At 71.1% G+C, this 14109-nt stretch carries 15 protein-coding genes; 6 read left to right on the top strand and 9 right to left on the bottom strand.

Annotated elements, in window-relative coordinates; genetic code table 11:
- Positions 1 to 223 precede the first annotated feature (223 nt).
- The 3 genes from J8M51_RS08180 to J8M51_RS08170 form a co-directional block, all read right to left on the bottom strand.
- Entirely contained in the window at positions 224 to 808 is a 585-nt protein-coding gene (locus J8M51_RS08180) for an Rv1733c family protein (protein WP_086763222.1), read from the bottom strand.
- Positions 809 to 993: 185 nt separating this feature from the next.
- A complete protein-coding gene (locus J8M51_RS08175) occupies positions 994 to 1767 on the bottom strand; it encodes a ferredoxin reductase (protein ID WP_267299062.1) in 774 nt (257 codons plus the stop codon).
- The gene (locus tag J8M51_RS08170) at positions 1760 to 2365 is read right to left on the bottom strand and encodes a sulfite oxidase-like oxidoreductase (RefSeq protein WP_086762554.1); all 606 of its coding nucleotides are present in this window, start codon (positions 2363 to 2365) and stop codon (positions 1760 to 1762) included. Before J8M51_RS08170 ends, J8M51_RS08175 begins: the two co-directional genes overlap by 8 nt.
- A gap of 281 nt (positions 2366 to 2646) precedes the next feature.
- Between J8M51_RS08170 and J8M51_RS08165 the strand changes: the two genes are divergently transcribed.
- From J8M51_RS08165 to J8M51_RS08150, 4 genes are all read left to right on the top strand, one after another.
- Positions 2647 to 3393, top strand: coding sequence for a GNAT family N-acetyltransferase (locus J8M51_RS08165; RefSeq protein WP_086762548.1), 747 nt, complete (start codon positions 2647 to 2649; stop codon positions 3391 to 3393).
- Between the two features lie 196 nt (positions 3394 to 3589).
- Complete coding sequence (locus J8M51_RS08160) at positions 3590 to 4366, top strand: putative protein N(5)-glutamine methyltransferase (RefSeq protein WP_086762550.1); 777 nt, start codon at positions 3590 to 3592, stop codon at positions 4364 to 4366.
- A 119-nt stretch (positions 4367 to 4485) separates the two neighbouring features.
- Entirely contained in the window at positions 4486 to 6516 is a 2031-nt protein-coding gene (locus J8M51_RS08155) for an NADPH-dependent 2,4-dienoyl-CoA reductase (protein WP_267299061.1), read from the top strand.
- A 21-nt stretch (positions 6517 to 6537) separates the two neighbouring features.
- On the top strand, positions 6538 to 7113 hold the full coding sequence (locus J8M51_RS08150) for a PadR family transcriptional regulator (protein WP_086754615.1): 576 nt from the start codon (positions 6538 to 6540) through the stop codon (positions 7111 to 7113).
- Between the two features lie 40 nt (positions 7114 to 7153).
- Here J8M51_RS08150 and J8M51_RS08145 read toward each other — a convergent pair whose 3' ends face one another.
- Positions 7154 to 7690 carry a hypothetical protein gene (locus J8M51_RS08145; RefSeq protein WP_086754617.1) on the bottom strand — a complete coding sequence of 179 codons (537 nt, stop codon included), beginning with the start codon at positions 7688 to 7690 and terminating at the stop codon, positions 7154 to 7156.
- 168 nt (positions 7691 to 7858) lie between these two features.
- A complete protein-coding gene (locus tag J8M51_RS08140) occupies positions 7859 to 8839 on the bottom strand; it encodes a fibronectin type III domain-containing protein (RefSeq protein WP_398855741.1) in 981 nt (326 codons plus the stop codon).
- Between the two features lie 417 nt (positions 8840 to 9256).
- Between J8M51_RS08140 and J8M51_RS08135 the strand changes: the two genes are divergently transcribed.
- A complete protein-coding gene (locus tag J8M51_RS08135) occupies positions 9257 to 9985 on the top strand; it encodes a glycoside hydrolase family 75 protein (protein WP_267299293.1) in 729 nt (242 codons plus the stop codon).
- Between the two features lie 69 nt (positions 9986 to 10054).
- Here J8M51_RS08135 and J8M51_RS08130 read toward each other — a convergent pair whose 3' ends face one another.
- The 3 genes from J8M51_RS08130 to dhaK all read right to left on the bottom strand — a co-directional run bounded on the left by J8M51_RS08130 (position 10055) and on the right by dhaK (position 12180).
- Complete coding sequence (locus J8M51_RS08130; protein WP_398855739.1) at positions 10055 to 10492, bottom strand: PTS-dependent dihydroxyacetone kinase phosphotransferase subunit DhaM; 438 nt, start codon at positions 10490 to 10492, stop codon at positions 10055 to 10057.
- Positions 10485 to 11105: a dihydroxyacetone kinase subunit DhaL gene (gene dhaL / locus J8M51_RS08125; protein WP_267299060.1), complete on the bottom strand. Its 621-nt coding sequence runs from the start codon at positions 11103 to 11105 to the stop codon at positions 10485 to 10487. Before dhaL ends, J8M51_RS08130 begins: the two co-directional genes overlap by 8 nt.
- A gap of 82 nt (positions 11106 to 11187) precedes the next feature.
- Positions 11188 to 12180: a dihydroxyacetone kinase subunit DhaK gene (gene dhaK, locus J8M51_RS08120; RefSeq protein ID WP_086756197.1), complete on the bottom strand. Its 993-nt coding sequence runs from the start codon at positions 12178 to 12180 to the stop codon at positions 11188 to 11190.
- 581 nt (positions 12181 to 12761) lie between these two features.
- Here dhaK and J8M51_RS08115 point away from each other — a divergent pair.
- The gene (locus tag J8M51_RS08115) at positions 12762 to 13595 is read left to right on the top strand and encodes a helix-turn-helix domain-containing protein (protein ID WP_086756198.1); all 834 of its coding nucleotides are present in this window, start codon (positions 12762 to 12764) and stop codon (positions 13593 to 13595) included.
- Here J8M51_RS08115 and J8M51_RS46100 read toward each other — a convergent pair.
- A complete protein-coding gene (locus J8M51_RS46100) occupies positions 13483 to 13830 on the bottom strand; it encodes a DUF397 domain-containing protein (protein ID WP_086756200.1) in 348 nt (115 codons plus the stop codon). The two genes, J8M51_RS08115 and J8M51_RS46100, sit on opposite strands and share 113 nt — an antisense overlap.
- Positions 13831 to 14109 lie beyond the last annotated feature (279 nt).

Raw genomic sequence — 14109 nt, 5'->3', positions numbered from 1 at the left:
TGTCGGCCTGTCAACAAAGCACCCTCTTCGCTGCCTTGTGCCTGTGGGGGGAGGAAGCGGAGTATGGCAGCAACGCAATTGAAGTATCAACTGCGTCGAAGGGATGAATATTGTGGACGTTCTGCGACTGGCCGATATGCGGTGCACAGCTTTTAGCTGAGCAATGTTCTCGTTCTGCCGTCCTCCGATGTCTTCCGTCGTCCTCTGCTGTCCTCCGATGTCCTCAGGCCCAGCGATGTCCCCAGTCGGGACCCGTCCGCGCCCATTCCTGTTCCCATTCGGCGAGCCGATGCCGGATGGCGACCCGGCGGACGACGACATGTCCGAGCAGTACGAGACCGACGGCACCGCCGGTCGCGCAGGTGCCCATGGCCAGCGCGTGCTGCCAGACGGCCGTGTCGGTCGGTGGCGGCTCGACGCTGCGACCCGCCCTGTCCAGCCAGACATCGGCGCGATCGCCGCGCTCGGTGCCCGCCGACACCCGTGCCTCACCGGTACGGGAGCCGCCGTCGGGCTCGGTCCAGCGCGCCCGTACCCAGTACGTGGGCTGTTTGTCGCCGTGGGTCGACGGCACGGCAGCCGGGGCCCGCTCGACGATCACGGCACTGACCCGGTCCAGGGCCGCCCGCTCCGCCGCGGCGTGCGCCCGGGCGTCCCCGTGGGCCCACAGGCCCACCGCGATCCCGGCGGCCGGGGCTCCGAGGACGAGCAGCAGCAGGACGCAGAGCACCGTCCACGCCTCGACGACGTCCGAGCGTCGGCGCAGCGCATTGGGGCGCCAACGCCACCCGAGAAACTGGCCTCGCATCTCGCCCTCCCTCACCGGCGCGGTCCTCGTACGAGAACCCCGGTTAGGACTGGTCCGCACTTCCGGTGTACCCGAAAGAGGGCGTGATGGCATGGTTTGCGCCAGAAATCATGGCAGAGCGGGCCGGGAGCACGGTGATCGCGGCGGACGGGGGCCAGGGCCCGGCGAGCGCCTGCCCGTGCGGCTCAGCCGAACCGCTCGATACGGATGCGGTCCACCGGCTGTCCGGCCTGGACCAGCAGCCGGGAGGCGTGCTCGGCGAACGCGTTGGAGCCGCACACATAGGCCTCCCACCCGCCCGCGGGCCGCTCCGCCAGCAGTGGCGCCACATGGGCCGCCGACAGCCGCCCCACCGGCACCCCCGCGGGCGCCCGCCGCGTGAACACGGCCGTGGTCTCCGCGCCGTACTCCGCCGCGTAGATCAGCTCCTCGGGCCCGCGCGCGGACACCAGCAGCCGCAGGGGCACATGGAGCCCGCGCCCCCGGTGGTGGCGGAGCATCGACATCAGCGGTACGACCCCGGAACCGGCGCCGACCAGCAGCGCGGGCCGGTCCCCGGGCCAGGCGAAGAAGCCGCTGAGCGGGCCGCGCACCTCGACCCGGTCGCCGGGCCGGGCCTCGGTGTGGAACCAGCCGGAGACCTCACCGCCCTCGACACGGTCCAGGGTCAGCTCGATGTGCCCGGTGTCGTCCGGCGGGGACGCCAGCGAGTAGTGCCGCTGCGCCGTGTAGCCGTCCCCGGCGGTCAGCCGCAGCATCAGATGCTGCCCCGGCAGATGCCCCGCCCACCCCGGCACCGCGAACCGGAACGTGGACACGGCCGGTGTCTCCCGCCGGATCTCCGTCAGTGTCGCCGTCTGCCAGCGGGCCGCCTCCCGGTTGCTCACGGCGATCCGGCCCGGTACGGCGAACCGGGTGGGCGGGGTGAAGGCCGTGTACTGCGCTGTCGACTCAGTCACCGGAGTACCGCTGCTCCTCCCACGGGTTGCCCCGCGCGTGATAGCCGTTCTGCTCCCAGAAGCCGGGCTCGTCGTGGTCGAGGAGCCGCAGGCCCGCGATCCACTTGGCGCTCTTCCAGAAGTACAGGTGCGGCACCAGCAGCCGCGCCGGACCCCCGTGCTCGGCCGGCAGCGGCTTGCCGTCGTACTCCCAGGCGATCCAGGCGCGCCCGCCGGTGAGGTCGGCGAGCGGCAGGTTCGTGGTGTAGCCGCTGTGCGCGTAGGCGACGGCGTGCGTGGCGGACGCGTCGGGCCGGACCAGGTCCAGGAAGGTGTCCAGCGAGACGCCCCCGAACCGCACCCCGAACTTCGACCAGCTCGTCACACAGTGGATGTCGCCCTCGTAGGCGGAGGCGGGCAGCGCGTGCGCCTCGTCCCAGTCCCAGGAGCGCGGCTCCGCCACCAGACCGTCGATCCGGAACGTCCAGTCGGCGGGCGTGAGGTCGGGCGTGACCTCGGCGGACAGGACGGGCCAGTCGTCGCCGGCGTCGTACTGGCCGGGCGGCAGCCCCGGATGGTGGACGCGGGGGCGTCCGGTGAAGCCTCGGGTGACGTTCATGAACATCCAACGTGACGGCGGTGATCGTGACGGTCGCGGTGACCTGTGTGGTCGTCGCGGCCGGGGTGGTCGTGGCGACCGGGGGTTCGCTGAGTCATACAACCGTACGTGTTCGGGGAGGGTGATCCGGCCCCGGGGCGGGCGGCGATCGTTGCGGCCGTATGAACACTTCGGCAGCCCGGGAATAGGGGCTCGGCGATCATCCTTGCCGCCTTCGGCCGAGGTCGGCGGACCCCGCTGTCCCGGCCGCCGGACGACAGCGGAGCAGAGTGGGAGTGCACATGTCCGAACAAGCGAGCGGCAGCACGGGCGCGGGCACCGTGCCGCACGTCCTCGACAACCCCGCCCTCGCCGCCCTCACCGGGCCGCACGCCCACTTCGCCGAGCGGCGCGGCCGGGTGCTGCGGTACCCGCTCGACGTCTCGCCGTGGCTCGCCCTCCCCGACGAGCCGGACGCGGACGACTGGGCCGACCTCGCGGCGCTCGCCGGCCCCGGCGCCGAGGTGCCGGTCGCGGCCTACAACGGGAGCTTCCCGGCCGACTGGGAGGTGGTCTTCGACCTGGAGGGCGTGCAGCTCGTCGGCGACGGGGTGGCCGCCACGCCGGACGCCGAGGCCCTTCGGCTCGGCCCCGCCGACGTGCCCGAGATGCTCGACCTGGTCGAACGCACCCGGCCCGGCCCGTTCCTGCCCCGCACCGTCGAACTCGGCACCTACCTCGGCCTGCGCCGCGACGGCGCCCTGATCGCCATGGCCGGGGAGCGGCTGCGCCCGCCGGGGTGGACCGAGATCAGCGCGGTCTGCACCGACCCCGCCTTCCGCGGCGAGGGCCTCGCCACCCGGCTCGTCCTCGCCGTCGCCCACGGCATCCGGGAACGCGGCGAGACCCCCTTCCTGCACACCTCCGCGCAGAACACCACCGCGATCCGCCTCTACGAGTCCCTCGGCTTCCGTCTCCGCCGCACCACCCGGTTCATGGCGGTCCGGGTGCCCGCGGTCGAGCCGGGCGCGGAGCGCGTGGGGGTGTAGGGGGTGCCGCGGGCCTTGAGGCCCGGTCATGACCATGGGGTAGGGTTGCCGGGCCAGTCAGCACGGAAGACCGAGGAGGTGGGACCCATTACCGCTGTGTCAGGTCGGGTGCTCTCACCTCAACGCGGCGCGGTGCACGGCCGATAGGCCACCCGCGGGAGCGCCCTTCGGCCCACCGAAAGGCTCCTCGGCTGTCATGCCACCTCTCTCCAGCACCTCTGTCGTCACGGCACTGCGCGCCGCCGGCTGCGTCTTCGCCGAGGACGAGGCGGAGTTGATCATCACCACCGCCCGTACCCCGGACGAGGCCGCCGCCATGGTCGACCGGCGCGTCGCCGGTCTGCCCCTCGAACTCGTCCTCGGCTGGGCCGAGTTCGCCGGTCTGCGCATCACCGTGGCACCCGGGGTGTTCGTCCCCCGCCGCCGGACCGAGTTCCTCGTCGAGCAGGCCCTCGCCACCGTCCCCGCCGCCTCGGTCGTCGTCGACCTGTGCTGCGGCTCCGGCGCGGTGGGCGCCGCCCTGGTCACATCGCTCGACGGCGCCGAACTGCACGCCGCCGACATCGACCCGGCGGCGGTCCGCTGCGCCCGCGGCAACCTCGCGCCGTACGGCGCGCACGCCCACGAGGGCGACCTCTTCGCCGCGCTCCCGGCCCGGCTGCGGGGCCGCGTCGACATCCTCGCGGCGAACGTCCCGTACGTCCCCACCGGCGAGGTCCCCTTCCTGCCGGGCGAGGCCCGCGACCACGAGCCCCTCGTCGCCCTCGACGGCGGCGCCGACGGCCTCGACGTCCTGCGCAGGGTCGCGGCAGGGGCCCCCGAATGGCTCGCCCCCGGCGGCTGTCTCCTCGTCGAGACGAGCGCACGCCAGGCGCCGACGGCCCTCGACACCTTCCGCCGCTCCGGCCTCACCGCCCGCACGGCCGTCTCGGAGGAGATGCACGCCCACGTGGTGCTCGGCACCCTGCCCTGAGCCGGGGCAGGGCCCCATCCCCCTGATGTGGCCTTGCCCTCACCCATTGTGCAACTAGTTGCATAAACTGCGTGGCGTCGTCTACAACCGTCATGACGACGCCACGCACGGAGGGCCCCATGACCGGTACGACCCGCTACCCGCACCTGCTGAGCCCGCTCGACCTGGGCTTCACCACGCTCCCCAACCGGGTGCTCATGGGCTCCATGCACGTGGGCCTGGAGGAGGCCGAGAACGGCTTCACCCGCATGGCGGAGTTCTACGCGGCCCGCGCCCGCGGGGGAGTGGGCCTCATCGTCACCGGCGGCATCGCGCCCAACGAGGCCGGCCGGCCGTACGAGGGCGGCGCCAAGCTCACCACCGACGCCGAGGCCGAACAGCACCGCGAGATCACCGACGCCGTCCACCGCGAGGGCGGCCGGATCGCGATGCAGCTCCTGCACTTCGGCCGGTACGCCTACCACCGCGACCTGGTCGCGCCGAGCGCCCTCCAGGCCCCGATCAGCCCCTTCGTCCCGCGCGCCCTCACCGACGCCGAGGTCGAGCAGACGATCGACGACTACGCGAACGCGGCCCGTCTGGCCCGCCGGGCCGGGTACGACGGCGTGGAGATCATGGGCTCCGAGGGCTATCTGATCAACGAGTTCATCGCCGCCGGAACGAACCACCGCGACGACCGCTGGGGCGGCTCCTACGAGAACCGGACGCGCTTCCCCGTGGAGATCGTGCGCCGGGTGCGCGAGGCGGTCGGCGAGGACTTCATCGTCGTCTACCGGCTGTCGATGCTCGACCTCGTGCCCGGCGGGTCCACCTTCGACGAGGTGGTCACCCTGGCGAAGGCCGTGGAGGCGGCCGGGGCGACCATCATCAACACCGGCATCGGCTGGCACGAGGCCCGTATCCCCACCATCGCGACCTCCGTGCCGCGCGGCGCCTACACCTGGGTCACCAAGAAGCTCATGGGCGCGGTCTCCGTGCCGCTCGTCACCACCAACCGCATCAACACCCCCGAGCTGGCCGAGGAGTTGCTCGCCGACGGCCACGCCGACATGGTGTCCATGGCCCGCCCGATGCTCGCCGACCCGGACTTCGTCAACAAGGCCCGCGAGGGCCGCTCCGACGCCATCAACACCTGCATCGGCTGCAACCAGGCCTGCCTGGACCACACCTTCAACCTGCAGATCACCTCCTGCCTGGTCAACCCGCGCGCCTGCCACGAGACGGAACTCGTGCTCTCCCCGACCCGGCTGCGCAAACGCGTCGCGGTGGTCGGCGCCGGCCCGGCCGGACTCGCCTGCGCGGTGAGCGCGGCCGAACGCGGCCACGAGGTCACCCTGTTCGACGCCGCGAGCGAGATCGGCGGCCAGCTCAACGTCGCCCGCAAGGTCCCCGGCAAGCAGGAGTTCGACGAGACCCTGCGCTACTTCCGCACCCGGCTCGCCGAGCAAGGCGTCGACGTACGCCTGGACACCCGGGTCACGGCCGACGACCTCACGGCCACAGAGTACGACGAGGTCGTCGTCGCCACCGGCGTCACCCCGCGCACCCCCGAACTGCCCGGCGTCGACCACCCCAAGGTCGTCGGCTACCTGGACGTGCTCCGCGACGGCGCCCCCGTCGGCGACCGCGTCGCGATCCTCGGCGCCGGCGGCATCGGCTTCGACGTCGCCGAGTTCCTGACCGACGGCGGCGAGAAGACGAGCGAGGACCCGGCCGCGTACTTCCGGCAGTGGGGCGTCGACATGGAGTACCGCGCCCCCGGCGGCCTCGCCGCCCCCGAGCGCCCCGCCCCGCCGCGCTCGGTCCACCTCCTGCAGCGCAAGACCTCCAAGGTCGGCGCCGGACTCGGCAAGACCACCGGCTGGATCCACCGCACCGAACTCAAGCACCGAGGCGTCACCATGGTCCCGGGCGTCAGCTACGACCTGATCGACGACGCCGGGCTGCACATCACCGTCGACGGCGCCCGCCATCTGCTGGAGGTGGACACGGTCGTCCTGTGCACCGGCCAGGACCCGCGCCGCGACCTCTACGACACCCTGGTCGCCGCCGGCCGCTCCCCGCACCTCATCGGCGGCGCCGACGTGGCGGCCGAACTGGACGCCAAGCGGGCGATCAAACAGGGCACGGAGCTGGCGGCGGCGCTGTAGGGGGCTTCTTAGGATGAGCCCATGTCACTCCCGCACGCGATCCTCACCGCCCTGCTCGAAAAGCCCTCGTCGGGCCTTGAGCTGACCCGGCGGTTCGACCGGTCGATCGGCTACTTCTGGTCGGCGACGCACCAGCAGATCTACCGCGAGCTGGGACGACTGGAGGGCGAGGGCCATATCCGCGCCCTCCCCTCCGAGCGGCCCGCACGCGGGCAGCGGAAGAGCTACGAGGTGCTGCCGGCCGGGCGTGCGGAACTGGCCCGCTGGACCTCCGCGCCCCAGGACCCCAAGCCGTGGCGCGACGCGCTCTTCGTCCGGCTGCGTGCGGCGGCCGTGGTCGGCACGGACGGCCTCGAGGACGATCTGCGGCGCCATCTCGCCCTGCATCAGCGGAAGTTGGCGGAGTACGAGGAGATCGAGAAGCGGGACTTCGGGCCCGGCCGGGACACGGCCCAGGACCGGCTCCAGCATCTGATCCTGCGGGCGGGGATCGACCTGCAGACCTTCTGGACCCAGTGGCTGACGAACGCCCTGGAGGAGTTCGAGACGCTGCCGGGGGACACCGGCGGCGCTGCGGCGGACACGGGGAAGGAGTAGCCGGCCCGCGAAGTCACGGGCGGACGTCCGCCCGGGGGAGTCAGAGGCGGTGCGGCTTGGCCCGGCGGCGCAGGTACCAGACGGCCGCCCCCGTGCCCACGGCCACCAGCGCCCCGCCGCCCACCAGGGTGACCGTGCCGTACTCCCGGGTCGCCCCGCCGACACCGCCCATGACACCGCGCGCGGGCGAGGCCGTCGTGGAGATGGTGGGGGTGGCCGCGGTGACGATGACGGACTGGGTGCCCGCCGTGGTCCCGTCCTTGCAGACCACGATCACGGTGTAGGTGCCGGGGCCCACGTTCGACCAGGAGGCGGACTGGGTGGTGCTCGTGCCGGTGAGTGTCACCTGGCGCCCCTGGGAGAAGTTCGCCTGCCCGCTGGAGAGCAGCGAGGCGGTGCCGAACGTGCCGTTGGTGCTGTTGGGGCAATCGCTGGTGTTGACGGTGACCGAGGATCCCGTGGTGCTGACCGAGATCCCCTTCGGGGCGGCGACGGCCGACGGCGCGGCCAGGGCGATCGGCAGCGCCGCGGCGGCCACCGTCAGGCCGGAGCGGAGGAGTAGCTGAGACGTAACCATGGTCTGCCCTCCAGCGGCACGGTGGCGGCACGTCCCGTGCGCCGCCGAGGATCGGGAGACCCGTGCTGCCTCAGGGTGAGCCAACGCGCCGTACGCCTCGCCCGCATGCGGACGACACCCGGCCAGGTGACGGATACCGCCGAGTGGGGGACACGGCCCGTGGGCGTCTCACCGGCCGGTGGTGACCGTCCGCTCCACGGAGAACCCGCCCCAGGTCCCGTCCGGCAGCTTCGCGCGAAGCCGCACCCGGTACGTCACCCCGGCCTCGCGGCCCACGTAGAAGCTGTGGACGGCCCGGTCCCTGGGCGGGGTCCCGCCCCAGACGAGGGTGGTCGCGAGCCGTCCGTCGAGCTGGATCTCGTACTCCGTGATCACCCCGTCGACCCGCGGCGGCAGCCAGGACAGTGCGACGGAGTACGCCCCGTCGTCCCGGCGGACGTCCGCGCGGAACCCGGTGGGCGCGGTGCCGCGTCCGTCGTCGGCGCCCGGCGCGGTGGTCAGCCGTACGATCCGGCTCACCGGCGAGACGTTGTCCGCCGCGTCCCGCGCCCGCACCGTGAACGCGTACCGGGTGCCGGGCCGCAGCCCCGTGACCACGGCGGCCGTCTGTTCCCCGCCGACACTGTGGATCTTCGACCCGCCTTGCAGGATGTCGTACGACACCACGTCCCGGTCGTCCGTCGAGGGCTCCCAGGAGAGCTGGACGGCCTTGCTCCCGAGGGCCTTTCCGCCGGGGCGCCCGGGTCTGGTCGGGGCCCGCCGGTCGGCCGGTCCGGCGGCGGGCGTCGTGGCCCGGACCTCCGTGCTGGGGGGCCCGAGATTCCCGGCGGCGTCGCGGGCCCGCACCGTGAACACATAGGTGGTGGCCGGCCGGAGCCGGGTGATGTCCACCATGTGCTCGCCGCCCGGCACGTCCTTCACCTTCGTACGGCCCCGGTACACCTCGTACCCGGCGATCTCCGTGCCGCCGGGCACCCGGTTCCACATGACGTGCACGCTGGTGGCGCTGCCCGCGGCGGCGGTGGCGCCGGGCGGGGCCGGCGGCGGGCGCCGGCCGGGGCTCTCCCGCACGGCGCAGCCGGGGACGAGGAGCAGCGAGCCGCAGAGCGTCGGCACCAGGACGAGTGCCTGCACGGAAACGCGTCGCACGATCCTGCCTCCCGGTCGTCGCACCCCGGCGGGATTGGTCTGTACCTATCTCCATGTATGACATGCCTGACACGGTCACATCAAGAGGTCGGGCAGGAAGCGATCAGGGGCCGGGACGCGGTTCCCGGCAGACTGTGGGGCTACGTATGCTGATGCTCCGACACGACGTCAACTCGCCTGTCGCACAGGCCGGTTCACGTCGTCCGGCGCGGGCCGCTGTCGTCGCCGATCCCGCGCCGACCAGAGCGGCCGAGCGGCCGGGGCCGAAGCGGGCCCGGGCCCTCGGCCGCGCACCCCCGCGACCCCCGCCCCCGGCAGCGCCGTGGTCCGTCCGGCCCCCTCCCGGTGGCCGACCTCTCCGACCCCCACCACCTTTGGGTGAGTGCCCGTCATGTCCCCCAGGAGAGGGTCCTCATCGTGCGTGTCCGCTCGTTGACGCTGGCCGCCGTCGGCGCCGCCCTGCTGGCCCCCGTCGCCCTGCCCGCACTGGCCCATCCACAGCGGCCGGTGCACCGCGAGGGCGGGGTGACCGCCGCCGAACTGCTGGCGAAGGCACGCGGCTGCGTCCGGGTCTCCGAAGGGCTGTACAGCAGCGACGCCGGCACCCCGGCGAACATCCCCGTCTGCGGTGCCGACGGCGCGGTGTTCTGGAAGGCCGACATGGACATCGACTGCGACGGACGGCCGAGCACGCACTGCAACCGCGACACCGACCCGTGGTTCCAGCCCGCCACGTCGTTCCTGCAGTCCGACGGCCGCTATCTCAGCTCCGAGACCCTGCCGTTCATCGTGGTCCCCGTCGCCAGCCGCGTCTGGGACTACCGGGTCCACGGCATCAAGGGCGGTTCGGTCGCCGCCGTCATCCACAAGGACCGGGTCCAGTACGCCGTCGTCGGTGACACCGGCCCCCAGAACATCATCGGCGAGGCCTCCTACGCCACGGCCGAGGCCCTCGGCATCCGCCCCGACCCGCGCACCGGCGGCACCGCCTCCGGCGTCACCTACATCGTCTTCGAGGACTCCCGGGTGACCCCGATCGAGGACCATCAGGAGGCGGTGGAACTGGGGGAGGAGCTGGCACGGGAGTGGGTGGGCGGAGCGTCGCTGCGCAGAGGGGCGGCGATGCGGGGCGGATCGACGAACTGACCGCTCCTCGCTCTCCGTCCGGCCGGCCCGCGTGCCTCTTCCGCCCGCTCCTCCCACCCTGTCGCCCCGCTACTCCTTTCGATACGTGTACGCCTCCGAAGCCGCGGCGGCCACCGCCGCGAGGTCCGCGCCCGTCGAGGCCGTGACGACCGCGGCGACCGCGCCCTCGACGAACGGGGCGTCGACCAGCAGGGTGTCCGCGGGGAGTTCGTCGCCCTCGGCGAGGAGGGCCTTCACGGTGAGGACCGCGCTGCCGAGATCGGTGAGCACCGCGACCCCGGCACCCCGGTCGACGGAGGCGGCCGCCGCCGAGATCAGTTCGGCGCTGGTACCCAGCCCGCCGTCCCCGGTGCCGCCGGCCGGGGCGACCGGAACGCCGGCGCCCGCACCGGCGAGTCCCCGCGCCAGCTCGGCCACCGACGCGGCGACGGCGGCGCTGTGCGACACCAGCACGATGCCGACGAGCTTCTCGCCCTTCTCGCCGTTCTCGTTCATCTTGTCAGCCATCGGTGGGCTCCCGGCCGTCGTCGGCGGCGGTGGCGAGGGCCGTGATCAGCAGCGCGGCGGACGTGGCGCCGGGGTCCTGGTGCCCGATGCTCCGCTCGCCGAGGTAGCTGGCCCGGCCCTTGCGCGCCTGCAGCGGCGTGGTCGCCCGCGCGCCCTCCTCGGCGGCGGCCGAGGCGGCGGCGAACGACTCGGCGAGCGCGTCCACCGCCGGGACCAGCGCGTCGATCATGGTCTTGTCGCCGGGAGCCGCCCCGCCCAGCGCCATCACGGCGTCGACCCCGGCACGCAGCGCCTCCGCGAACTGCGCCTCGCTCACCTCGGCGGCGTCACCGAGCGCCTTCCCGGTCCGGCGCAGCAGGGTGCCGTACAGCGGGCCGGACGCGCCCCCGACGGTCGAGATCAGCTGCCGCCCGGCGAGCACGAGGACGGCGCCGGGCGTGTCCGGCGCCTCCTTCTCCAGGACGGCGGACACGGCGGCGAATCCGCGGCGCAGATTGCTGCCGTGGTCGGCGTCCCCGATCGGCGAGTCGAGCGCCGTGAGCCGCTCGGCCTCGCGCTCCACCGAGGCCGCGGTGGCCGTCATCCAACGACGGAAGAAGTCGGCGTCGAGCACGGAATCTCCTTGCGTGGTACGTGATGTGACTGACCGGACGGACAGGGGCCGGGGCCCCGGTCGTGGGTGGTGGACGCGGACCTCACGCTCCCCAGCGCAGCCCCGGCGTACGCACCGGCGCGTCGTACAACCGCAGCAGCTCCTCGTCGACCTGGCACAACGTCACCGAGGCGCCGGCCATGTCGAGCGAGGTGACGTAGTTGCCGACGAGGGTGCGGGCCACGGCGACCCCGCGCTCGGTCAGCACGCGCTGCACCTCCGCGTTGAAGCCGTACAGCTCCAGCAGCGGGGTGGCGCCCATGCCGTTGACGAGCAGCAGGACCGGGTTGCGGGGGCTCATGTCGTCCAGGATGGCGTTCACCGAGAAGTCGGCGATCTCGCGGGAGGTCATCATCGCGCGCCGCTCCCGCCCCGGCTCCCCGTGGATGCCGACGCCCAATTCCAGCTCCCCGGCGGGGAGATCGAAGGTCGGGCTGCCCTTGGCGGGTGTGCTGCAGGCGCTCAGGGCCACTCCGAAACTGCGGGAGTTCTCGTTGACCTGCCGCGCCAGCGCCTCCACGCGCTCCAATGGCTGCCCCTCCTCGGCGGCGGCTCCGGCGATCTTCTCCACGAACAGGGTCGCGCCCGTACCGCGCCGCCCGGCGGTGTACAGACTGTCCGTCACGGCCACGTCGTCGTTCACGAGCACCTTGGCGACCCGGATGCCCTCGTCCTCGGCGAGTTCGGCCGCCATGTCGAAGTTCAGCACGTCACCCGTGTAGTTCTTCACGATGAACAGCACCCCGGCCCCGCTGTCCACGGCCGCCGCCGCCCGCACCATCTGGTCCGGCACGGGTGAGGTGAACACCTCACCGGGACACGCCGCCGACAGCATCCCGGGCCCCACGAACCCCCCGTGCAACGGCTCGTGCCCCGAGCCACCCCCGGAGACCAGCCCCACCTTCCCGGCCACCGGCGCGTCCCTGCGCACCACCACCCGGTTCTCCACATCCACGGTCAACTCGGGATGCGCGACCGCCATACCCCGCAACGCGTCGGCGACCACGCTCTCCGCGACGTTGATCAACATCTTCATCGGGCACCTCCTGGTGACATGACGAGACAACACTCCGGTCTGCGCATCCGCAGGCCATCACAGGTTCTATCGGTTGTCGACCGAACTGTCTCTGCGCAGAGCAGCCCCGCCACGGCCGACGAGGCTGCGCGCCTTCGACCGTTCTGGCCTGAGCGGGTACAGGTGTACGTGGACTTCCCCGATCAACGCAGCGTCGGAATCGAAGAGTTCACCGGCTGCTCAGGTGGAGATCCGGTCCCGCTCCAGATCGTGGTCGACAGCGGGAAGGGGGAGCAGATGCAGGAGTCGATGCGCGCGAGCCGATCCGGTGCCTCCGCCGCCCGGCGTCGTCAACAGGTTGCCATTCCGGATGTCGCTCGAACAGGTTATTCCACTTTCGCCGGAACTGGGCGCGCACCCTCGGAAGTCTCGTTTTTTCTCATGTAACCACCCTTTGCACTCGTGCCTCTGGTCCTGAGGAGAGATGGCGCAAGGCATAGTGACACGTAGCAGAAAACCACGTAGCCTATGGAGCCTGGTCGTCTTTCATGGTGCCAGGAAGCCGGGCTGCAAAATGATCCGCAGCGCGCGAGGAGACCACCATGCCCGATGCAGACCCGATGTACCTGCGTAAGCGCCTGAGCAGTCAACTTCAGGCGGCACGCAAAGAGGCGGGTTACTCGCAACCGGAAGTCGCTGACGAGATGGTGTGGTCACTGTCCAAGGTGATGCGCCTCGAGTCAGGCAGGACCAAGATTTCGATCACCGACCTCAGGGCCCTCATCGCCTTCTACGGGTTGCCGGACGAGAAGGCTTCCGATCTCCTCGTCAGTGCCCAGGAAGCGCGGCGCCAGCCTTGGTGGCAGGAGTACCGCAATCTGCTGTCCGAGGGGTTCAAGTCCTACCTCGGATACGAGGCCTCCGCTTCGGTGATTCGAAACTTCGAGGTGCTGTTCATTCCGGGCCTGTTGCAGACGGAAGAGTATGCGCGTGCTGCTCTTTCGCAGTCCGTGGTTCCTCAGAAGGAAGAGCTTCTCGATCTTCGCATGCGACGTCAGGAACGCATGCTGGAGCAGTCCACGGAGACCGAGTTGCGGTTCCTCATCGATGAAGCGGCCCTGAGCCGGACGGTTGGTAGTCCAGCTGTGATGCAGGCGCAACTCAATCACCTGAAGAGCATGAGCGTTCTTGATCACATTCGAGTGGGAATCATTCCCTTCAGTAGTGGACTCTATCCTTTGCTTCGGTCTCCCTATGTCGTTTTCGAGTTTCCGAGTGCCGAGCAGGATCGAATCGTCTATCTGGAGAACCCCGACGGAAGCGTCATTCTGAGGGATAAAGCGAGCGTGGGTGTGCATCGAAACGTAGAGGACTATCTTGAGGCATTCTGGGAGGTTGAGAATCGTTTTGCGAAACCAGTGAGTGACTGGGTTTGAAGCTTTGTGAAGATCCGTCCGAGACCGGGTGGGCCGCCACCATGCATGTCATCGGACAGCTTGCGATGAAGGACACGAAAGATCGCCAACCGGGGGAGTTCATGGAAAGTACTGGCCCTTCGGAGTTCTTCGAATCGCGGACGCGAACGCGATCGCCGAAGGAAACTTCGACGCAATTGTCGACCTCGCTGGTCGAACTTTTGAACCAGATGTCCGCCGGATCCGACAAGGTCATTCCTTCCCCCCATTCTCACCCACCGAGACCGAGGCTTGCCTCAGACTTCATCCGTCAGTATGAGGCCGCCCCCTAATCCTGCCAAGGCTGCTGGATTGCCGCCCTGCCGCTGCAGTAAAGGAGGGATCGTCACGAAATGACGGGAGCGTGAATCGAGGACACGCGGTGAGCAAGCGTATTTTCGGCCATCGAACGACGACTTGCTTGCCGTGCAGAAAAGGGGGAGCTTCCGGCCAGCCGCCACAGCATGACCCGGTAACTCCCCCAGAGCGAAGCATC

Source organism: Streptomyces griseiscabiei, from assembly GCF_020010925.1.
Taxonomy (GTDB): domain Bacteria; phylum Actinomycetota; class Actinomycetes; order Streptomycetales; family Streptomycetaceae; genus Streptomyces; species Streptomyces griseiscabiei.
Note: the sequence above shows the minus strand (reverse complement) of the source record. Positions and strands in the feature narration are given on the sequence as shown.

Excerpts from the sequence above, each read along its gene's own strand:
- J8M51_RS08180 (WP_086763222.1), bottom strand. The coding sequence starts at position 808 with ATGCGAGGCCAGTTTCTCGGGTGGCGTTGGCGCCCCAATGCGCTGCGC.
- J8M51_RS08170 (WP_086762554.1), bottom strand. The coding sequence starts at position 2,365 with ATGAACGTCACCCGAGGCTTCACCGGACGCCCCCGCGTCCACCATCCG.
- J8M51_RS08165 (WP_086762548.1), top strand. The coding sequence starts at position 2,647 with ATGTCCGAACAAGCGAGCGGCAGCACGGGCGCGGGCACCGTGCCGCAC.
- J8M51_RS08160 (WP_086762550.1), top strand. The coding sequence starts at position 3,590 with ATGCCACCTCTCTCCAGCACCTCTGTCGTCACGGCACTGCGCGCCGCC.
- J8M51_RS08155 (WP_267299061.1), top strand. The coding sequence starts at position 4,486 with ATGACCGGTACGACCCGCTACCCGCACCTGCTGAGCCCGCTCGACCTG.
- J8M51_RS08150 (WP_086754615.1), top strand. The coding sequence starts at position 6,538 with ATGTCACTCCCGCACGCGATCCTCACCGCCCTGCTCGAAAAGCCCTCG.
- J8M51_RS08145 (WP_086754617.1), bottom strand. The coding sequence starts at position 7,690 with ATGGTTACGTCTCAGCTACTCCTCCGCTCCGGCCTGACGGTGGCCGCC.
- J8M51_RS08130 (WP_398855739.1), bottom strand. The coding sequence starts at position 10,492 with ATGGCTGACAAGATGAACGAGAACGGCGAGAAGGGCGAGAAGCTCGTC.
- dhaK (WP_086756197.1), bottom strand. The coding sequence starts at position 12,180 with ATGAAGATGTTGATCAACGTCGCGGAGAGCGTGGTCGCCGACGCGTTG.
- J8M51_RS08115 (WP_086756198.1), top strand. The coding sequence starts at position 12,762 with ATGCCCGATGCAGACCCGATGTACCTGCGTAAGCGCCTGAGCAGTCAA.
- J8M51_RS46100 (WP_086756200.1), bottom strand. The coding sequence starts at position 13,830 with ATGACCTTGTCGGATCCGGCGGACATCTGGTTCAAAAGTTCGACCAGC.